15 protein-coding genes and 1 pseudogene are annotated in these 19,620 nt (G+C 68.5%); 7 read left to right on the forward strand and 9 right to left on the reverse strand.

Annotation, left to right across the window (positions count from 1 at the left end; all coding sequences use genetic code 11):
- Positions 1 to 45: 45 nt before the first annotated feature.
- Together VIR15_RS10215 and uvrA are read right to left on the reverse strand one after the other, a co-directional pair.
- Entirely contained in the window at positions 46 to 507 is a 462-nt protein-coding gene (locus tag VIR15_RS10215) for a Rieske (2Fe-2S) protein (protein ID WP_331927370.1), read from the reverse strand.
- On the reverse strand, positions 504 to 3,659 hold the full coding sequence (gene uvrA / locus VIR15_RS10220) for an excinuclease ABC subunit UvrA (RefSeq protein ID WP_414654951.1): 3,156 nt from the start codon (positions 3,657 to 3,659) through the stop codon (positions 504 to 506). Before uvrA ends, VIR15_RS10215 begins: the two co-directional genes overlap by 4 nt.
- A gap of 149 nt (positions 3,660 to 3,808) precedes the next feature.
- Between uvrA and VIR15_RS10225 the strand changes: the two genes are divergently transcribed.
- Genes VIR15_RS10225 through VIR15_RS10235 form a run of 3 tightly spaced genes read left to right on the forward strand, consistent with a single transcriptional unit; the run spans position 3,809 to position 7,007 of the window.
- A complete protein-coding gene (locus VIR15_RS10225) occupies positions 3,809 to 5,644 on the forward strand; it encodes a glycoside hydrolase family 15 protein (RefSeq protein ID WP_331927372.1) in 1,836 nt (611 codons plus the stop codon).
- Positions 5,631 to 6,335, forward strand: a complete 705-nt coding sequence (locus tag VIR15_RS10230) for a maleylpyruvate isomerase family mycothiol-dependent enzyme (RefSeq protein WP_331927373.1) — start codon at positions 5,631 to 5,633, stop codon at positions 6,333 to 6,335. The genes VIR15_RS10225 and VIR15_RS10230 overlap by 14 nt, the downstream gene beginning before the upstream one ends.
- Before the next feature lie 3 nt (positions 6,336 to 6,338).
- The gene (locus VIR15_RS10235; protein WP_331927374.1) at positions 6,339 to 7,007 is read left to right on the forward strand and encodes an MBL fold metallo-hydrolase; all 669 of its coding nucleotides are present in this window, start codon (positions 6,339 to 6,341) and stop codon (positions 7,005 to 7,007) included.
- Between the two features lie 53 nt (positions 7,008 to 7,060).
- Here the strand turns inward: VIR15_RS10235 and VIR15_RS10240 are convergent, their stop codons facing one another.
- On the reverse strand, positions 7,061 to 7,366 hold the full coding sequence (locus VIR15_RS10240; protein WP_331927375.1) for a hypothetical protein: 306 nt from the start codon (positions 7,364 to 7,366) through the stop codon (positions 7,061 to 7,063).
- A gap of 143 nt (positions 7,367 to 7,509) precedes the next feature.
- Between VIR15_RS10240 and VIR15_RS10245 the strand changes: the two genes are divergently transcribed.
- Positions 7,510 to 8,385: an EamA family transporter gene (locus tag VIR15_RS10245; protein WP_331927376.1), complete on the forward strand. Its 876-nt coding sequence runs from the start codon at positions 7,510 to 7,512 to the stop codon at positions 8,383 to 8,385.
- Positions 8,386 to 8,396: 11 nt separating this feature from the next.
- Here the strand turns inward: VIR15_RS10245 and VIR15_RS10250 are convergent, their stop codons facing one another.
- From VIR15_RS10250 to VIR15_RS10270, 5 genes are all read right to left on the reverse strand, one after another.
- The gene (locus VIR15_RS10250) at positions 8,397 to 9,431 is read right to left on the reverse strand and encodes a TerC family protein (RefSeq protein WP_331927377.1); all 1,035 of its coding nucleotides are present in this window, start codon (positions 9,429 to 9,431) and stop codon (positions 8,397 to 8,399) included.
- Between the two features lie 226 nt (positions 9,432 to 9,657).
- Positions 9,658 to 11,781, reverse strand: coding sequence for an excinuclease ABC subunit UvrB (gene uvrB / locus VIR15_RS10255; RefSeq protein WP_331927378.1), 2,124 nt, complete (start codon positions 11,779 to 11,781; stop codon positions 9,658 to 9,660).
- Positions 11,782 to 11,851: 70 nt separating this feature from the next.
- The gene (lplAB, locus tag VIR15_RS10260) at positions 11,852 to 12,901 is read right to left on the reverse strand and encodes a lipoate-protein ligase LplAB (protein ID WP_331927379.1); all 1,050 of its coding nucleotides are present in this window, start codon (positions 12,899 to 12,901) and stop codon (positions 11,852 to 11,854) included.
- 54 nt (positions 12,902 to 12,955) lie between these two features.
- Positions 12,956 to 14,158, reverse strand: coding sequence for a dephospho-CoA kinase (gene coaE, locus VIR15_RS10265; protein ID WP_331927380.1), 1,203 nt, complete (start codon positions 14,156 to 14,158; stop codon positions 12,956 to 12,958).
- A 35-nt stretch (positions 14,159 to 14,193) separates the two neighbouring features.
- The gene (locus tag VIR15_RS10270) at positions 14,194 to 14,844 is read right to left on the reverse strand and encodes a TetR/AcrR family transcriptional regulator (protein ID WP_331927381.1); all 651 of its coding nucleotides are present in this window, start codon (positions 14,842 to 14,844) and stop codon (positions 14,194 to 14,196) included.
- A gap of 238 nt (positions 14,845 to 15,082) precedes the next feature.
- Between VIR15_RS10270 and VIR15_RS10275 the strand changes: the two genes are divergently transcribed.
- Positions 15,083 to 16,297, forward strand: coding sequence for an acyltransferase family protein (locus VIR15_RS10275; protein WP_331927382.1), 1,215 nt, complete (start codon positions 15,083 to 15,085; stop codon positions 16,295 to 16,297).
- On the forward strand, positions 16,288 to 17,598 hold the full coding sequence (locus VIR15_RS10280; protein ID WP_331927383.1) for an acyltransferase family protein: 1,311 nt from the start codon (positions 16,288 to 16,290) through the stop codon (positions 17,596 to 17,598). Before VIR15_RS10275 ends, VIR15_RS10280 begins: the two co-directional genes overlap by 10 nt.
- 64 nt (positions 17,599 to 17,662) lie before the next feature.
- On the opposite strand, the gene rpsA is transcribed toward VIR15_RS10280, so the two are convergent.
- On the reverse strand, positions 17,663 to 19,144 hold the full coding sequence (gene rpsA / locus VIR15_RS10285; RefSeq protein WP_331927384.1) for a 30S ribosomal protein S1: 1,482 nt from the start codon (positions 19,142 to 19,144) through the stop codon (positions 17,663 to 17,665).
- Between the two features lie 146 nt (positions 19,145 to 19,290).
- On the opposite strand from rpsA, the pseudogene VIR15_RS10290 reads away from it, so the two are divergent.
- A pseudogene (locus tag VIR15_RS10290) lies at positions 19,291 to 19,620 on the forward strand (SAM-dependent methyltransferase); the annotation flags it as partial.

Raw genomic sequence — 19,620 nt, forward strand, 5'->3', positions numbered from 1 at the left:
CTGGGCTGGGCCACGTGCCCACCCGCGGACCCGCCCGGGGCCGGTTCACGACACGGAGAACCGGTCTCCTTGCACATGCACGGTCATCGCCGCCAGGGGCTGTTTCGCCTGGCTGTCCGGGGTGGGGGCACCGGACGTCAGGTCGAACTGGCTCCCGTGACATGGGCAGATGATGTGGCCGCCCTCGATCATGGTCACGGCGCAGCCCTGGTGGGGGCACGTCGTCGAGAAGGCCTTGAACTCGCCGGCGGCGGGCTGCGTCACGACGACCTGCTGGTCGGGGAAGATCCTCCCGCCGCCGACCGGGATCTCGGCGACAGGCGTGCCCGCGGGGCTCGGGGTGGCGCCGCCACCCTCGGCGGCGGGGCTCCCGGCCGCCGAGCTGTCACCCGGGTTCTCGGGCGCAGGCACGGGAGGGCTGCTGCAGGCCGCCAGCGTCCCTGCACCGACCCCTACTCCGATGGCACCGATAAGCACGGTCCTGCGGCCCGTGACAGGCTCGGTCATGCGGTTCCCTTCTGCGTTCGCGTCGTTCGCGTCGTTCGCGTCGGATTCGTCGATCGGGTCGAACGCGCGCCTCCCGCATCCGACGTCCGGGCCTTGGTGCGGACGGTGACCGATGAGGAGGACTTCGTCGCGGCGGCCGTCGTTCTGGCCGCCGTGCCGCCCACCTTGCTCTTCGCGCCTGTGCGAGCGCTGTCGCCGGCCTGTGAGGTCCGTTTCCCGGGCGCCTTGGCGCCTGCCGTCGACCGCTCCGGCGTGCGGGCGGTCCGCTCCAGGATCGGCCGGAGGAACCGCCCCGTGTGGCTCGCCTCCACGAGGGCCACGTCCTCGGGTGTGCCTTCGGCGATCACCTCACCCCCGCCGGAGCCGCCCTCGGGACCGAGATCGATGAGCCAGTCGGCGTTCTTGATCACGTCGAGGTTGTGCTCGATGACGATGACCGTGTTGCCCTTGTCGACCAGCCCCTGGAGGACGTCGAGCAGCTTGCGGATGTCCTCGAAGTGCAGACCGGTCGTTGGCTCGTCGAGGACGTAGACCGTGCGCCCGGACGAGCGCTTCTGCAGCTCGCTCGCCAGCTTGACGCGCTGCGCCTCGCCGCCCGACAGCGTCGGTGCAGGCTGGCCGAGTCGGACATACCCGAGCCCGACGTCGTTGAGCGTCTTCAGGTGCCGCGAGATCGCCGGCACCGCCTCGAAGAAGTCGGCCGCCTCCTCGATGGGCATGTCGAGCACGTCCGCGATGGTCTTGCCCTTGAAGTGCACTTCGAGGGTCTCCCGGTTGTAGCGGGCGCCGTGACAGACCTCGCACGGAACGTAGACGTCCGGCAGGAAGTTCATCTCGATCTTGATCGTGCCGTCGCCGGCGCAGTTCTCGCAGCGTCCGCCCTTGACGTTGAAGGAGAACCGGCCGGGCTGGTAGCCCCGCACCTTGGCCTCGGTCGTCTCGGCGAACAGCTTGCGCATGTTGTCGAAGACGCCGGTGTACGTGGCCGGGTTCGACCTCGGCGTGCGCCCGATCGGGCTCTGGTCGACGTGGACGACCTTGTCGAGGTGGTCGAGTCCGGTGACCGCCTTGTGCCGCCCTGGGACCCTCTTCGCGTTGTTGAGCCGGTTGGCGAGGACGTTGTAGAGGATGTCGTTGACCAGGGTCGACTTGCCCGAGCCCGACACTCCGGTCACCGCGACGAGGTTGCCCAGCGGGAAGTCGACGGTGATGTTCTTGAGGTTGTTCTCCTTGGCCCCCGTCACGGTGAGCCGACGTCCGTCGTGACCGCGCCGCACGACGGGCACCGGGATTTCGCGACGGCCGGACAGGTACATGCCGGTGAGCGAGTCGGGGTGCTCGAGCAGGCCCTGGACCGAGCCGGAGTGCACGACATGACCGCCGTGCTCGCCGGCACCCGGACCGATGTCCACCACCCAGTCCGCCGTGGCGATGGTGTCTTCGTCGTGCTCGACGATGATGAGCGTGTTGCCGAGGTCGCGCAGGCGCGTCAGGGTGTCGATGAGCCGGTGGTTGTCCCGCTGGTGCAGGCCGATGGACGGCTCGTCGAGGACGTAGAGGACGCCGACGAGCCCCGACCCGATCTGCGTCGCAAGCCGGATCCGCTGCGCCTCGCCGCCCGAGAGCGTGCCCGCTGGCCGGTCGAGCGAGAGATAGTCAAGACCGACGTCCACGAGGAAGCCGAGCCGGGAGTCGATCTCCTTGATGACCCGCTCGGCGATCTGCTGCTCGCGCAAGGTGAAGTCGACGTTGTCGAGGAATCCGGCCGCATCACAGATGGCGAGCGCACACACCTCGGAGATGTTCTTGCCCCCGACGAGCACGGCGAGCGACTCGGGCTTGAGCCGGGCGCCCTTGCACACGGGACAGGGCACCTCGCGCATGTAGCCCTCGTAGCGCTCCCGGCTCCAGTCCGAGTCGGTCTCGGCGTGCCGGCGCTTGATGAAGGGCACGACCCCCTCGAAGCCCGTGGTGTAGGACCGGTCGCGGCCGTAGCGGTTGCGGTACCGCACGTGGACCTTGTAGTTCTCCCCGTGCAGCAGCGCCTGCTTTGCGCGGCTCGGCAGCGCCTTCCACGGCACGTCCATGGAGAACTTGAGGTCCTCGCCCAGCGCGGACATGACCCGCTGGAAGTACTCGGCAGACCCTGACCCCTGCGCCCACGGCTGGATGGCCCCCTCAGCGAGCGTCAGGTCGTCGTCGGGCACGGCGAGCTCCGGGTCGACCTCGAGCTCGGTGCCGATGCCGGTGCACTCGGGGCACGCGCCGAACGGCGAGTTGAACGAGAAGGACCGGGGCTCGATCTCGTCCATGCCGAGCGGGTGGTTGTTGGGGCAGGCCATCCGCTCGGAGAAGCGCCGCTGGCGCTCGGGGTCCTTGGGATCCCGATCGACGAAGTCGACGAGCACGATGCCACCGGCGAGGCCGAGGGCGGTCTCCACGGAGTCAGTGAGCCGGCGCTTGGCGCCCGTGTCGTCACCCTTGGCCACCAGCCGGTCGACGACGACCTCGATCGTGTGCTTCCGCTGCTTCTCGAGCTTCGGTGGCTCGGACAGCGACACGACCTCACCGTCGACGCGCGCGCGGGCGAAGCCCTTGGTCTGTAGCTCCGCGAAGAGGTCGACGAACTCCCCCTTACGCCCTTGCACCACCGGGGCCAGGACCTGGAAGCGGGTGCGGTCCTCGAGGGTGAGCAGCTGGTCCACGATCTGCTGTGGCGTCTGCCGGGTCACCGGCTCACCGCACACGGGGCAGTGTGGGCGGCCCGCCCTCGCGAAAAGCAGACGCAGGTAGTCGTAGACCTCGGTGATCGTCCCGACCGTCGACCGCGGGTTGCGGCTGGTCGACTTCTGGTCGATCGAGACCGCCGGCGACAGGCCCTCGATGAAGTCGACGTCCGGCTTGTCCATCTGCCCGAGGAACTGCCGGGCGTAGGACGAGAGCGACTCGACGTAGCGCCGCTGGCCCTCGGCGAAGATCGTGTCAAAGGCGAGCGACGACTTGCCCGAGCCGGAGAGGCCGGTGAACACGACGAGGCTGTCGCGGGGCAGGTCGACCGACACGTCCTTGAGATTGTGCTCGCGCGCACCGCGGACGACGAGCGTGTGGGGGTTGGCGTCCCTATGGGCGGGCGTAAGACTCACGCGCCCCATGCTAAGTCGGTCCACCGACAGTCCCCCAAACGCATGACTGGCCGTATGCCGCTGGGCCTGCTCCCGACGTCCCCGCAGTCCCCGCCGCGCGGGCCTTTGGGGGGTGCCTTGGGCGCGGAGCCCCCCATGGGTCGGCATACTGCATGAGTATGAGCGGGAGCCAGCCGACCTCGAACGTCACTCCCATCGAGGACTACGCCGTCATCGGCGACACCCAGACGGCCGCGCTCGTCAGCCGGGAGGGCTCGATCGACTGGCTCTGCCTGCCGCGGTTCGACTCCCACGCCTGCTTCGCGGCGCTCCTCGGAACCCCGAACAACGGTCGGTGGCTCATCCGACCGGTCGATCCACATGCCAGGACGACGCGTCGGTACCTCGATGACTCCTTCGTCCTCGAGACGACCCACGAGACCTCGACCGGGGTCGTCCGCGTGCTCGATGTCATGCCGCTCGGCGACGGACGAGCCGACGTCCTCCGGCGCATCGAGGGCGTGTCGGGAACCGTGCGGATGCGTCACGAGTGGATCGTGCGGTTCAGCTACGGCCGGACCAAGCCGTTCGTGAGCCGGCACACCGAGGAACGCGAGGCCGGGATCGACCAGATCATCACCGCGATGGCTGGACCGGACATGATCGTCCTCCGCGGTGCACGACTACCCCATGCCGAGCACTGGACCCACGTCGATGAGTTCGACATCGCGGAAGGGGAGAGCCTCGCCTTCGCGACGACCTGGTTCAGCAGCGTCGAGACGATCCCACCGCCGCTCAGGGTCCTCAGCCGCATCGCCGAGACCATCGAGCGCAGCCGCCGGTGGGCGGCCCGGAGCGACTACGACGGCCCCTACGAGAACGCCGTGACCCGCTCCGTCCTGGTGCTCCGCCTGCTCACCCATGGAGTCACGGGCGGCATCGTCGCTGCACCCACGACCTCCCTGCCGGAGGACTTCGGTGGTGAGCGGAACTGGGACTACCGCTACTGCTGGCTCCGGGATGCGGCGCTGACTCTCGAGGCCCTCCTCGGATGCGGCTACGTCGAGGAGACCGAGTCGTGGCGCCAGTGGCTGCTCCGCGCCGTCGCGGGCGACCCGGAGGACATCCAGATCATGTACTGCGTCGACGGCTCGCGGGACCTCCCGGAACGCGAGCTCGACCACCTGCCCGGATATGCCGACTCGCGGCCGGTGCGAATCGGCAACGGCGCCGTGCAACAGTGGCAGACCGACGTCCTCGGCGAGGTCATGATCGCCCTCGAGCACGCTCGCCAGCAGGGCCTGTCCGACAACAAGGACTCGTGGATGCTGCAACGGGTCCTCATGGACAACCTGGCGGAGCGCTGGCAGGCCCAGGACAACGGACTGTGGGAGGTCCGCGGCCCACAGCGCCACTTCACCCACTCTCGGGTCATGGTCTGGGCCGCCTTCGACCGGGCGATCCAGGGCGTCGAGGAGCACGGGCTCGAAGGTCCGGTCGACCGCTGGCGGGAGCTGCGTGAGCAGGTCCGCACCGAGGTCATGGAGAAGGGCTGGAACGAGGAGAAGCAGACCTTCGTGCAGCACTACGACACGACCGAGGTCGACGCGTCGCTGCTCACGCTGTCGGCTGTTGGCTTCATTGCCGGCGACGACCCGAAGATGCTCGGGACGATCCGCGCCGTGGAGCGCGAGCTGATGCGGGACGGCCTCGTCCTGCGCTATCGCACCGAGGTGGGCGTCGACGGGCTGAACGGCGACGAGCACCCCTTCCTGGCGTGCTCGTTCTGGCTCGTCACCGCCTATGCGAAGGCGGGCATGCTGGCCGAGGCGACGGCGCTCATGGACCGCCTCGTCGGGCTGGCCAACGACGTCGGGCTGCTCTCGGAGGAGTACGACCCGATCAACAAACGCATGGTGGGCAACTTCCCCCAGGCGTTCTCGCACCTCGCCTTGGTCGGCGCAGCCCTGGCGCTGGCCGAGGCCACCGGAAAGGCACGGCATGCACCTCATTGACCTGTCCACGACGCACCTGCCCAGCGAGACGGAGCGGCTCGTGGCGACGGCCGAGCGGCTGGGAGACCCTGACGTCCGGGCTCCCTCACTGTGCGAGGGGTGGACCCGCGGACACGTGCTGACCCACCTCGCCCGCAACGCCGAGGCGCTCTCGCGCGTGTGTGCGGCAGTGCTGACCGGGGAGCCCGACACCATGTACGACTCGGTCGAGGCGCGCGATGCCGACATCGAGGCGGGAGCCGGACGGTCGGGAGCCGAGCTTGCCTCGGACGTCCGGACGACGGCGGCGGCGTTGGCGCCCCAGATCAGCCGGCTGGGCGTCGAGCACGTCGGCACCACCGTGGAGCGAGTGCCGGGCGGACAGCTCATCTCCGCCGAGCGTGTCCCCTTCATGCGCCTGCGCGAAGTCGTGTGGCACCACGTCGACCTCGATGCCGGCTACGGGTTCGAGGAGACGCCCGACGAGCTCGTCCACCTCTTCCTCGATGACCTGGTCGCACGACTGGCCTCGTCGGACGGCGCTCCCGGACTCGAGATCCGGACCGACGAGGGCGACGAGTGGACCATCGGGGACGGCGGCGCAACCATCGCCGGCCCGCGCTGGGGCGTGCTGCTCTGGCTGGGCCGGAGTCGCCCCGACGGGCTCACGGAGCCGACAGCCTCGCTCCCCCACCTGCCGTTCGGAGGTTGAGCCATGTCCGACACCTACACCGGACGAGTCGTGCCGGGCGGCCCCGTGGACGTGCGGGAACTGCCGCACCTGACGATCCGCAAGCTCGCCGTGTCGCAGATGAGCAACAACGTCTACCTGCTGACGTGCAGGACGAGCCGTCGCCAGCTGCTCATCGACGCGGCCGATGAGGCCCCCCGCATCCTCGAGCTCGTCCGGGACGGCGGTGACGGGCTGGACGCCGTCCTCACCACACACCGGCACTGGGACCACGTGCGGGCCCTCGAGGAAGTCGTCGCCGCGACGGGGGCTCGCACCCTCGCCGGCGCCCAAGACGCGGACGGGCTGACCGTCCCCGTCGACGAACCTCTGGGGCAGGGGGACCAGGTACGGTTCGGCGAGATCACGCTGGACGTCATCCACCTGCGCGGGCACACCGCTGGCTCCGTCGCCCTCGCCTACCGGAACCCGGAAGGCGCCACTCACCTGTTCACCGGCGACTCGCTCTTCCCTGGGGGCGTCGGCAACACGAAGAATCCGGGGCAGAGCTTCGACTCGCTCATCGACGACGTGACGGCGCGGATCTTCGACGTGTACGACGACGACACCTGGTTCTATCCGGGCCACGGCGACGACTCCACCCTCGGCGCGGAGCGACCGCACCTCCAGGAGTGGCGCGCGCGTGGCTGGTGACCAGCGCTGAGGCGCCCTGAGCCGTACTAACTGGGCTCAGCCGTCCGTCAGGACTACGCCGGAACGGTCACCTGGTCCGAACCCGCATCGAGCTCGGCGATGAGGGACTCGAGCTCGGCGCGCACGACCTCGACGTCGTAGGGCACGTTGGTCACGACGAAGTGGCGCCTCGGGTTGTTTGCGACGCACAGACCGATGCCCAACCGCGACCGGCCATGCTTCTGGTTCCAGAGCCGCTCCAGAGCAGTCCCGTCCCAGGCAGGGGGTGCGTGCAGCCAGCCCTGCATGACGACCAGGGAGTCCTCCGGGTCGGGGCGGTGCTTCGGAGCATCGATGGCAACGACCGTGATCTCGCCCATGACTTGACGGTACGACGACGGCCCGGTTCGTGTCAGCACTTCTGGCCTCAGGAGTCCCGCGTGTCACATGGAAAGATGACGTCCGTGTCTCCTGGCCGCCAGTTCCCGACCCCAGGTCACCCTGACCACGTCCTCGCCGATCCATGAGGATCGATCGCTCGACCGCACCGCTCCTCGTCCTCGCCGGTGTCGTCTCAGTCCAGTTCGGTGGTGCGCTCGCCGCCACGCTCGTGCCGAGGATCGGGGCCGTCGGCTCGGTGCTGCTGCGCCTCACCTTCGCCATGGTCATCCTCTGTGCCGTTGTCCGACCTCGGGTCCGTGGGCGCTCGCGCAGGGCCTGGGTCACCGTGGTCCTCTTCGGCCTCGCGCTTGCGGCCATGAACACGGCCTTCTACTCGTCGCTCGCCTACCTCCCGATCGGCGTCGCGGTCACCGTCGAGTTCCTGGGGCCACTCACCCTGGCCGCCGTGCTGAGCCGGCGACCGAGAGACGTCGCGGCGGTGCTCGCCGCGGGTCTGGGGGTCGCGCTCGTCTCCGGAGCGACCGGAGCCTCATGGGGTCGATTCGAGCCGATCGGCCTGTTCTGGGCGGCGGTGGCAGGGGCGATGTGGGCCGCCTACATCGTGCTCAGCCAACGCACCGGGACCCTGTTCAGCGGCCTGGACGGACTGGCCCTGGCCCTGGTCGTGTCGACCGCCGTCGTGGCGCCGTTCGGGCTCTTCTCCGTCGACAGGTGGACGCCGGAGATCGTGGGTCTCGGCCTTGGCATCGCCGTGCTGAGCTCCGTCCTGCCGTACTCCCTGGAGCTCATGGCCCTTCGGCACCTGAGCCAGAGCGTCTTCGGCATCCTGCTCAGTATCGAACCAGCCGTGGCCGCCCTCGCCGGTCTGCTCGTCCTCGACCAGGTCCTCGACCGTGGACAGGTGGTCGGCCTGTTCCTCGTCGTCATCGCGAGCGCTCTCGTGCTCAGCGCGAAGGCGAAGCCGGACACCCCGGACATCGTGGTCGGCTCGGGCTGAGCCCCGGAGGGTCAGCTCGAGCCGCGACGCGAGCCGGAATCCAGGTCGATCGGAGCGGTTGGGCCGCCTGCCGCACGGGCGTCGCGGCGCGTCTTCAGCAGGCTCGCAACCGTCGTGACGCCGAGGATGAGGACGATGGCACCCAGTGAAACGGTGATCGGGATGTCGGGCACACCGTGGATCGGCTCCCCGCCATTGACGAACGGCAGGTTGTTCTCGTGCAGGGCGTGGAAGATCAGCTTGACGCCGATGAAGCCGAGCAGGACCGCGAGACCGATGCTGAGGTAGACCAGGCGCTTGAGCAGGCCGCCGATGAGGAAGTACAGCTGACGCAGACCCATCAGCGCGAAGATGTTTGCCGTGAGGACGAGGTACGGCTCCTTGGTCAAGCCGTAGATCGCGGGGATCGAGTCGAGCGCGAAGAGCAGGTCGGTCGTCCCCAACGCGAGGATGACGATCATCATGGGCGTGATGAGGCGCTTGCCGTTCCGGACGATGGTGAGATGGACCCCGTGCCATTCCTTGGTCGCCGGGAAGGTCTTCTCGACCCACACGAGGAAGCGGTTCTCGTGGTACTCGTCGTCGTCGGTCTCCCCACCCTTGGCCAGCTTGATCGCCGTGTAGATGAGGAAGGCCCCGAAGATGTAGAACACCCAGGCGTACGCATTGATGACGACGGCGCCGAGGGCGATGAAGATGCCACGGAGGACGATGGCGATGACGATGCCGATCATCAGCGCGGACTGCTGGAACCGCTGCGGAACCCGGAAGCTGCTCATGATGAGCAGGAAGACGAAGAGGTTGTCGACCGACAGCGAGTACTCGGTGAGCCAGCCGGCGTAGAACTCACCCGCAAACCGCCCGCCCCACTCCCACCACACGAAGAGCCCGAACAGGACCGCGGCGGTCACGTAGAAGGCGAGGTGGCGGCTGGCCTCTGCCATGGAGGGAACGTGGGGCCGGCGAGCTATGACGAAGACGTCGATGATCAGCACGACCGTCATCAACCCGATCGTGACAAACCAGCCCCAAGCGGGGACGTTCATGTGGGCACCTTCCGGTTACAGCGTCGGTCAGGACAGCGTCAGCAACCGGAGGTCTCTCCCGCCCAGCAGGCCGGCCGACGGGCCCGGGACCGACTGAGTCGGAGCCGTGATGACGAGCCCGTCGCTTCGGGGATACTCCCCTCCGTGAACGCCTGAGTCTTACATCCCACGGCCCTGCGTTCAACTCTCGTCTGACCGGTGGACTCGTCCTGGTCGGAAGGCCCGTTCAGCGGGTGGCCGCGGTCAGCTGCCGGAGCTCCTTCTTCAGCTCGCTCACCTCGTCCCGCAGCCGCGCCGCCAGCTCGAAGTGCAGCTCGGCCGCCGCCTGGTGCATCTGCGCGGTCAGCTCCTGGATCAGGCCCGACAGATCGGCGGCGGCGAGGTCGGACGGCCTCTCGCCCCGACCACCCACCGACACACCGACGTCCGCCGCCACCGCACCTCGCCCGGCGCCGCTCTTCCCGCGGGACTGCATGCGCCCAGAGCCGATGAGCTCCTGGGTGTCGGCGTCCTCCCGCTGGAGCAGGTCGGTGATGTCCGCGATCTTCTTGCGCAGCGGCTGCGGGTCGACTCCCATCTCACGGTTGTAGGCGAGCTGCTTCTCCCGGCGGCGGTTCGTCTCGTCCAGCGCGTCCTGCATCGAGGGCGTGACCTTGTCGGCATACATGTGGACCTGACCGGAGACGTTGCGGGCGGCCCGACCGATGGTCTGGATGAGCGATCGCGTCGACCGCAGGAAGCCCTCCTTGTCGGCGTCGAGGATCGACACCAGTGACACCTCGGGCAGGTCGAGCCCCTCACGCAGCAGGTTGATCCCGACGAGCACGTCGAACACGCCGGTGCGCAGCTCCCGCAGCAGCTCGACCCGCCGGAGCGTGTCGATGTCGCTGTGGAGGTAGCGGACGCGGATCCCCTTGTCCAGCAGGTAGTCGGTGAGATCCTCGGCCATCTTCTTCGTCAGCGTCGTCACGAGGACGCGCTCGTTCTTGTCGACGCGCAGCTGGATCTCGTGGATCAGGTCGTCGATCTGGCCCTTCGTCGGCTTGAGCACCACCTCGGGGTCGACGAGGCCGGTCGGGCGAATGATCTGCTCGACGGGCGGCCCGCCCTTGGCGGACTTGGCGAGCTCGTACTCGCCCGGCGTCGCGGAGAGGTAGACCGTCTGCCCGATCCGCTCGAGGAACTCCTCCCACTTGAGCGGCCGGTTGTCCATGGCGCTCGGCAGGCGGAACCCGTGCTCGACGAGCATCCGCTTGCGGGACATGTCGCCCTCGTACATCGCGCCGATCTGGGGCACCGTCTGGTGCGACTCGTCGATGACGAGCAGGAAGTCCTCCGGGAAGTAGTCGAGCAAGCAGTTCGGGGCCGACCCCGGACCGCGGCCGTCGATGTGTCTCGAGTAGTTCTCGATGCCGGAGCAGAAGCCGACCTGCCGCATCATCTCGACGTCGTAGGTCGTGCGCATCCGCAACCGCTGTGCCTCGAGCAGCTTCCCCTGCTTCTCGAACGTCGCGAGCTGGTCCTCGAGCTCGAGCTCGATCCCGCGAATCGCCCGGTCCATCCGCTCCGGCCCGGCGACGTAGTGCGACGCCGGGAACACATACATCTCCTGCTCCTCGTGCACCACCTCGCCGGTGACCGGATGCAGGGTGTAGATCCGCTCGATCTCGTCCCCGAAGAACTCGATCCGGATCGCGAGCTCCTCGTAGACCGGGATGATCTCCACCGTGTCACCGCGCACCCGGAACGTCCCGCGCGTGAAGGCGAGGTCGTTTCGGGTGTACTGCATCTCGACGAACCGCCGGAGCAGGGAGTCCCGGTCGACCTCCTCGCCGACCTTGATGCGCGCCATCCGGTCGACGTACTCCTGCGGCGTCCCGAGGCCGTAGATGCATGAGACAGACGCGACGACGATGACGTCCCGCCGCGTGAGCAGCGAGTTCGTCGCCGAGTGACGCAGCCGCTCGACCTCGTCGTTGATCGAGCTGTCCTTCTCGATGTACGTGTCCGTCTGAGGGATGTACGCCTCGGGTTGGTAGTAGTCGTAGTACGACACGAAGTACTCGACGGCGTTGTTGGGCAGCAGCTCGCGGAACTCGTTGGCCAGCTGCGCGGCGAGCGTCTTGTTCGGCGCCATGACGAGCGTCGGCCGCTGGACCTGCTCGATGAGCCAGGCGGTCGTGGCCGACTTGCCCGTCCCTGTGGCGCCGAGGAGCACGACGTCCTGCTCCCCCGCCGTGATCCGGCGCGCGAGCTCAGCGATGGCCGGGGGCTGGTCACCGCTCGGCCGGTAGTCCGAGATGACCTCGAAAGGTGCCACCGTGCGCTGGAGGTCGGTCGTTGGACGCATGGCTACACGTTACGTCGCGATACCGACAACACCGATGTCGTATGCCGCTGGGCCGGCTCCCCCACGCCGCTCACGGCACCCGGTGAGTCCAGTCGGGCGTCGCGAACTTGGCCTCGACGAGTTCCTTCGCAGCGCTGAGCTCGGCCTCCGAGTACGTCGCCGACGTCGTGCGATGCGCCCGGGTGAACGAGGCGATGAAGCTCTCGATGATCGCCTCGCGGGTCATCCCGGTCTGGGAGCGCATCGGGTCGACCCGCTTGTTCGCCGACTTCGTCCCCTTGTCGGAGAGCTTCTCCCGCCCGATTCTCAGCACCTCGAGCATCTTTTCCGCGTCGATGTCGTAGGCCATCGTCACGTGGTGCAGGACGGCGCCGGACGCGAACCGCTTCTGCGCCGCCCCGCCGATCTTGCCCTTGTCGCTCGCGATGTCGTTGAGGGGCACGAAGTGCGCGCGCACGCCGATGTCGGCGAGCGCCCCGATGACCCAGTCGTCGAGGAAGGAGTAGGACCGCTCGAAGCTGAGACCCTCGACGAGCGAGCTCGGCACGACGAGGGAGTAGGTGATGGTGTTGCCGGGCTCCATGAACATCGCCCCGCCGCCGGAGACGCGCCGGACGACCTCGATCCCGTGCCTGGCGGCCCCGTCCGGGTCAACCTCGTTGCGAACGCTCTGGAACGAGCCGATGACGACGAGCGGCCGGTCCCAGTCCCAGAACCGCAGGATCGGTGGACGCTCCCCCGCGGCCACCTCGTGGGCGATGACCTCGTCCAGGGCGACGTGCATCGCCGGGTCGAGCGTCACGGGCGGGATGACATCGAAGACGTGGTCGTGCCACCCCGTGGCCTTGCCGAGAGCGCGGCGCACCGCGATGCCGATGGCCTCGGGCGTGAAGCCGATGAGGGAGACCGTCTCGTCGAGCGCCCCGTCGATTGCCGACGCCAGCTGCTCGACGCCTGCGTCGGTGGACAGGCCGCTCAGTGCGGCGTTGATGTCCTCGAGGGCGTCGTCCGGCTCGAGGAAGAAGTCACCGGAGATGCTCACGTCCGCGAGCCGCCCGTCGGAGACGTCGAGATCCACTGCCACGAGCTTGCCACCGGGAACCTTGTATTCGCCTCTCACGCCTGCCTCAACAATTCCGTATGCCGCTGACTTCCCTCCCACGCGAACGTGACCTCAGCGTGGCGTCCAGTCGGTCTCCGCCGCCCAGCCCTGGGCCCGTGGGAATGCCTCGGTGAACCAAGGCTCCTTGGCCTCCGCGTAGGCGGTCGTCGTGTCGTGGAGGTCGAGGAGTCGGCGCTTCTCTGCCGCGTAGCCCTCACGTTCCTCGGCAACGTGGCTGAGCCAGTCACGGAAGAGCAGCGCGAATCGCCATGCCGGCGAACCCGCCTCACGGACGTGCACATGGGCGATCTCCCCCGGATCCGTCGACCCGAAGACACGTTTCTTCCAGCCATCCGGATCCGCGCCGCTCGGGTGGGGGGTATCCGCGGTGAGGTGATCGAAGCGCAGCAGCCCCGCACCGCGCATCGCAGCGCGAAACGGAGGGTCGTCCGCGACCGCGAGGTCACGGACACCGACCTGGATGTCGAGGACGTCCTTGGCCATCAGGTGGGGCACGGAGGTCGAGCCGACGTGCTCGACCTCCGTCACTGCGGCCATGTCCCTCAGTGCGTGGGCGATCTTGGCGACCAGCCGTGCGCCACGAGAGGCCCAGTCGGCGCGGGGTGCGACGACGGCGCCACGCTCCGGCCGACGGGAGTGTCGACCCGCGACGAGATTGTCGTTCCACGGATGCAGGCGACTCTGCCACAGCCGGTCGACGGCCGCGACGAGGTCCACCCGAGCCCCGTCGTTGGAGAGCACGACGTCACAGGCGGCTCTGCGCTCAGCGTCGGTGGCCTGCGCCCGGATCCGGTTGCGCACGTCCTGCTCGTCGAGGCCCCGCTGCTCGACGAGTCGCCTGACCCGCGTCTCGAGGTCGGTCTCGACGACGATCGACACGTGTTCACCGACCCAGAGCCCACGTTCGACGAGCAGCGGCATGTCGTGGACGGAGACGACGCCGGCCGGCGCCGCATCGCGCAGCTGCGCGATCCGCGCGCCGATGGCAGGCCCGGTGAGGGCGTCGAGCGCCGCAAGGGCCGGTGGATCGGTGAAGACGATGGCGGCCAGCCCCGCCCGGTCGAGAGTGCCGTCGGCGCGGATCACCTCGTCGCCGAAGCGTTCACGAACCTGCTCGAGGACCGGCTGACCGGGCTCCATGATCTCGCGGGCAACGACGTCCGCGTCGATGACCATTGCCCCGAGCTCCCCCAGCCGACGCGCCACCGTGGACTTGCCCGAACCGATTCCCCCCGTCAACCCGACCCGCAGCATGCGGTCACGCTACGGCATGGGCAGACGTCGGCAGCTCACCGCCTGGATGCGCGCTCGAACGCAGCGACGAGGACGTCTTCGAGCCAACGGACGTACGCCTCGTGGGACCAGCCGCGTCGCCGGACCAGACGGTCATAGATCTCAGGGGCGGTGAGGCACCAGACCTCGTCGAGGAAGACGTCCCGAGGGAAGCCGTCCGGGAGCCCGTGAACCGCCTCGAGGGTTGCGAGCATGAGGGTCTGATCGGTCCTGCGCTCTGCCTCGGTCGAGTCCACGAACGTCGACAGCCCAACATCCGAACCGGTGCCCTGTCCCAGAACGCTCCCGAGGAGCGGGCCGACACGCTCGTAGATGAGCCCGCACAGGCGGGCGTAGGCAGCGATGAACGCCGGCTGGTCGGGTGCGTCCGACATCGCCCTGAACTCGGGCCGGTCGGCCATGGGGACCGGCTCTTCATCCCCCGCGAGCAGGATTTCGTGGACGAGCTTGAGCACGTCCGCCTTGCCCCCGATGGCGTTGTACACCGTCTGCGGGCTCACCTCGGCCGCCTTGGCGAGCGCCGACACGGACATCGCGTGGTAGCCATCGGACAGGAGCAGCTTCGTGGCCGCGGCGATGATCCGCCGGCGTGTGGCACGGGTGGACTCGAGCCTCCCCCCTGCGTGCCGAGATCGGTTTGTTGACACCCGCCACCTCCGCCGCCACCATGAGCACACTGGAACGCCATTCAAGTGAGTTGCCGCCCGGTCCGTCAGGTCCTCTCCCCTGTGACGCGACTCGCCAGACGCAGTGTCACAGAGAGTCTGTCAGACGGGGCCGGGACCTCTGGGGGCCATGCGAGGGGGACGAGGGTCCGGGCCAAGCCCGGACCCTCGTGGCGCATCAATCGTCCTGATCTCGTCTACCGACCGGTAGCATCCGAGCGTGCCCGCAGCCGACCCGTCGCAGCCGTCTACGCCCGACTCGTCCACCGCTGGAACGCCGATCGTCACGCCTCGGCGCATCTCCGCCCTCGACGGGCTGCGCGGACTCGCGGTTGTCCTGGTGGCGCTCGGGCACGCCGGCGGGCTGCTGTGGCCGCGCCAGCCGCTCGACTCGGTCCCCGTGCTCCGAGGGTTCTTCGGTGGCGGCGCGGTCGAGATCTTCTTCATCGTTGGCGGCCTCATCGTGACCCGCGGGCTCCTGCGCGAGCACCAGCTCGGTGTGCTCGACCCTGTGCGGTTCTACCTGCGCAGGCTCGTCCGCCTCGGGGTTCAGCTCGTGCCGCTGGTCCTCGTCATCGTCCTCATCCACCACGTCGACCCGATGGATCCGTGGACGGATCGCGGCACCTACTTGACAGCGGCACACACCCTGACCCACACGTCGAACGTCTGGGCCGCCTCGCACCTTCTCGAGGTCCGCTCGGACCTCGGACACCTCTGGTACCTCAGCGTTCAACAGCAGGTGTACATCGTGCTGCCCCTCGTCATCCTCCTTCTCGCCCGTCGTCAGCGGGCCCTCGCGGGCCTGCTCGCGGCAGGAATCGTTGCGGTGACCATCTGGCGCTACCACGTACTCGAGCACGAGGGATGGCTCATCGCCACCACCTCGACCCTGACCCGGGCCGATGGCGTCCTCTTCGGTGCCCTGATCGCGGTGACCCTCCTCTGGTGGCGTCGGTGGAGCCGGTTTGCCGGCACGCTCATGGCTGTGACGGCTGTCGGGCTCCTTGTCCTCATGGCCAGCCTGCACGAACTGCCCGAGCTGGTCTTCCTGCGCGAGTGGGGCATCGCCTTCAACGTCACCGCATCGGCCCTGGTCCTCGGCATCTACCTCGCCCGTCAGTCCACCGCCGTGGGGCGTGTCCTGTCACTCCCGCTGCTCACCTATCTCGGACGAGCCTCCCTCGCGATCTTTGTGTGGCACCTTCCGATCTTCACCGTCGTGGCCAGGCACACCGGCGACTGGGACTGGTTCACCCGCACGGTGCTCGGGGTCGCGATCCTTGCGGCCGTCGTCGTCGTGACGCATCGCTGGGTCGAGGAGCCGGCCCGACGGTGGCTCGCCACCCACCTCCGGGCGCCCGAGCCACCGACGGAACCCACCACCGCCCCGCCGCATCGTCCGGAGGCTGCCACGTTGGGAGGATGGCGATGAACGCGATGGGGGCTGGGGAACAGCAGGCCGCGCAACGCCCGGGGCGTCCCCGCAACGACCTCCTCGACGGGTTTCGCGGCATCGCGATCGTGCTCGTCGTGCTGTCCCACTTCGGCCTCGTCTGGTCACCGCTGACGCGCTGGGACCTGGGGCCGATCCAGAGCCTGTTCGAGGCCGGCAACATCGGTGTGTCGATGTTTCTCGTCATCGGCGGCTTCCTCGTCACCGCGAGCCTGCTCCGCGCCAGGTCCGAGCGCGGGTGGACCGGTCCCATCTCGGCGCTGAGCCGCCGCACCGTTCGGATCTCGATCCAGGTCTATGTGCTGCTGGTCGTCGTGCTGCTGATGGCGCGACTCGACCCCACCGACACGACACGGGAGTCGGCGACGCTGTCCTCCGTCCGTGCCGTCGCCACCTACACCTGGAACGAGTACGTCCGTAACAACGCGCTCAACGCTCGATCCGACCTGGGCGCGCTCTACTACCTCAGCATCGAGCTCCAGGTCTATCTGGTCCTCCTCGCGCTGCTCCTCGTCCTGTGGCGTATCAGGACACTCCTGATCGTGCTCGTTGGACTGGCCATCCCCGTGGTCACCTGGTGGCGCTGGTATGTCTTCGACAGCGACGGCTGGTACCAGGCGAGCCTGATGACCACGACGCGGATGGATGGCCTCCTCTACGGCATCCTCGCGGCACTGCTCGTGCATCGTCTGGGTTTCATCCGTCACCACGCCGGCGGGCTCCTCGGCTCCGGACTCCTGCTCGTCGTCGCTGCGGTGGTCAGCACCGCCTTCACGGGGGTCGGCGCCTACTACCGCCTCCAGGGCGTGGTCATCGCCGTCGCCACGACGCTCTATGCGCTCGGAGCCGTCAGCTCGCCGGACCCCCGCTCCTACGGAGTCCGGGCCATGAGCTGGAGACCGCTCGGGTGGCTCGGTAGACGGTCGATCACGATCTTCATCTGGCACGTGCCCGTCTTCGCCTTCGTCACACGCCGCACGGAGAGCTGGGCACCACCCGAGCGCGCTGTGGTGGCCGTGGCGTTCCTGACCGTCGTGGTTCTCGTCGTGGACCGCTTCGTGGCGGAGCCGGCAACCCGCCTCGTGGCGGGCTGGTGGCGGGGCGCGCGGGCTCGACGCGTCCCGGGCGACCGCGGTGCGCTCGGATCAGCGGGCCGGCGCACGACGAGGCGGATCGAGGAGTCGTTCGCGGACGACCCCCTGTTTCCCGACGACCCGCTCCTGCTCGACGACCCACGATCAGATCTCGGCGCACACGAGCCCCGGTCCTCCACGCTGTGAAGGACCGGGGCTCGGTGCGAGCGTTACCGCGTGAGCGAGCTCAGCGGCATACGGAATGCGTTGTTCAGTTGCCCGTCAGCTTCTCGCGAAGCGCGGCCAGCGCCTCGTCCGAGGCGAGCGTGCCCTCGGCCGGCGTCGCGGCCTGGCTCTCCGGAGCGCCACCACTGCTCGCCGACGAGTAGGAGGTGGCGGTCCCGGCGTTGGAAGCAGCCTCGGCGTCGGCCTTGTGGGCCGCGTCGACCTGGGTCTTGTGCGCCTCCCAACGCGCGTGGGCCTCGGCGTACTGCCGCTCCCACTTCTCGCGCTGGGCCTCGAAGCCCTCGAGCCACTCGTTGGTCTCGGGGTCGAAGCCCTCGGGGTACTTGTAGTTCCCCTCCTCGTCGTACTCGGCCGCCATGCCGTAGAGCGTCGGGTCGAACTCCGACACCGGCACGCTCTCGTCATTGGCCTGCTTGAGCGACAGGGAGATCCGGCGACGCTCGAGGTCGATGTCGATGACCTTGACGAAGATCTCGTCACCGACGTTGACGACCTGCTCGGGCAGCTCCACGTGACGCTCGGCGAGCTCGGAGATGTGGACGAGGCCCTCGATGCCGTCCTCGACGCGCACGAACGCACCGAACGGGACGAGCTTGGTGACCTTGCCCGGGACGACCTGGCCGATCGCGTGGGTGCGCGCGAAGTGCTGCCACGGGTCCTCCTGGGTCGCCTTGAGCGACAGGGAGACCCGCTCGCGGTCCATGTCGACGTCCAGGACCTCGACGGTGACCTCCTGGCCGACCTCGACGACCTCGGACGGGTGGTCGATGTGCTTCCAGGACAGCTCGGAGACGTGGACCAGGCCGTCAACGCCGCCGAGGTCGACGAACGCACCGAAGTTGACGATGCTGCTGACGACGCCCTGGCGGACCTGACCCTTCTGGAGCTCCTTGAGGAACGTGGTGCGGACCTCCGACTGCGTCTGCTCGAGCCAGGCGCGGCGCGACAGGACCACGTTGTTGCGGTTCTTGTCGAGCTCGATGATCTTGGCCTCGATCTCCTTGCCGACATAGGGCTGGAGGTCACGGACGCGCCGCATCTCGACGAGCGAGGCCGGCAGGAAGCCGCGGAGGCCGATGTCCAGGATCAGGCCACCCTTGACCACCTCGATGACGGTGCCGGTGACGACGCCGTCCTCCTCCTTGACCTTCTCGATCGTGCCCCAGGCGCGTTCGTACTGCGCGCGCTTCTTGGACAGGATGAGGCGGCCTTCCTTGTCCTCCTTCTGGAGGACGAGGGCCTCGACCTCGTCGCCCACACCGACGATCTCGGAGGGGTCGACGTCGTGCTTGATGGACAGCTCACGCGAGGGGATGACGCCCTCGGTCTTGTAGCCGATGTCGAGCAGGACCTCGTCCCGGTCGACCTTGACGATGCGACCCTGCACGATGTCGCCGTCGTTGAAGTCCTTGATGGTCGCGTCGATGGCGGCAAGGATGTCTTCCTGAGAGCCGATGTCGTTGATGGCGACCTCAGGCGCGGTCTTCTCGACCGTGTTGGCAGTCATGTAGTAGGAACTCCGATTGTGGACTTTGAGATTGGCGACGACCAAGGGCCGCCGTGCGGACATGGTGAACTGAGCACACGAGTGCGCTCGAGCATCCTATCCGTGCTGCCGGGAACCGGTCAAAGGCACGACTGGCTGCGCTCGACGTGAGCCACCAGCCCTGTCCTCAGCCGGAGGCGCTGCGCCGGCCCGCCGCGCCCGACGAGTCCGCACGGGCCAACCGGACCTGGTGGGATGCCGAGGCCGACGGCTACTACGCGGAACATGGCCGGTTCCTGGGAGACGCGGATTGCATGTGGGGCCCCGAGCGGCTCCGGGAGGCTGACGCGGGACTGCTCGGGGACGTCCGCGGCCGCCGGGTGCTGGAGATCGGCGCCGGTGCCGGCCAGTGCGCGCGCTGGGTGCGGGCAGCCGGCGGGCAGGTGGTGGCCACCGACCTCTCGGCGGGCATGGTGGGTCAGGGCCGCGCCATCGAC

Origin of the sequence: Intrasporangium sp., from assembly GCF_036566125.1 — a bacterium.
Lineage (GTDB): Bacteria > Actinomycetota > Actinomycetes > Actinomycetales > Dermatophilaceae > Intrasporangium.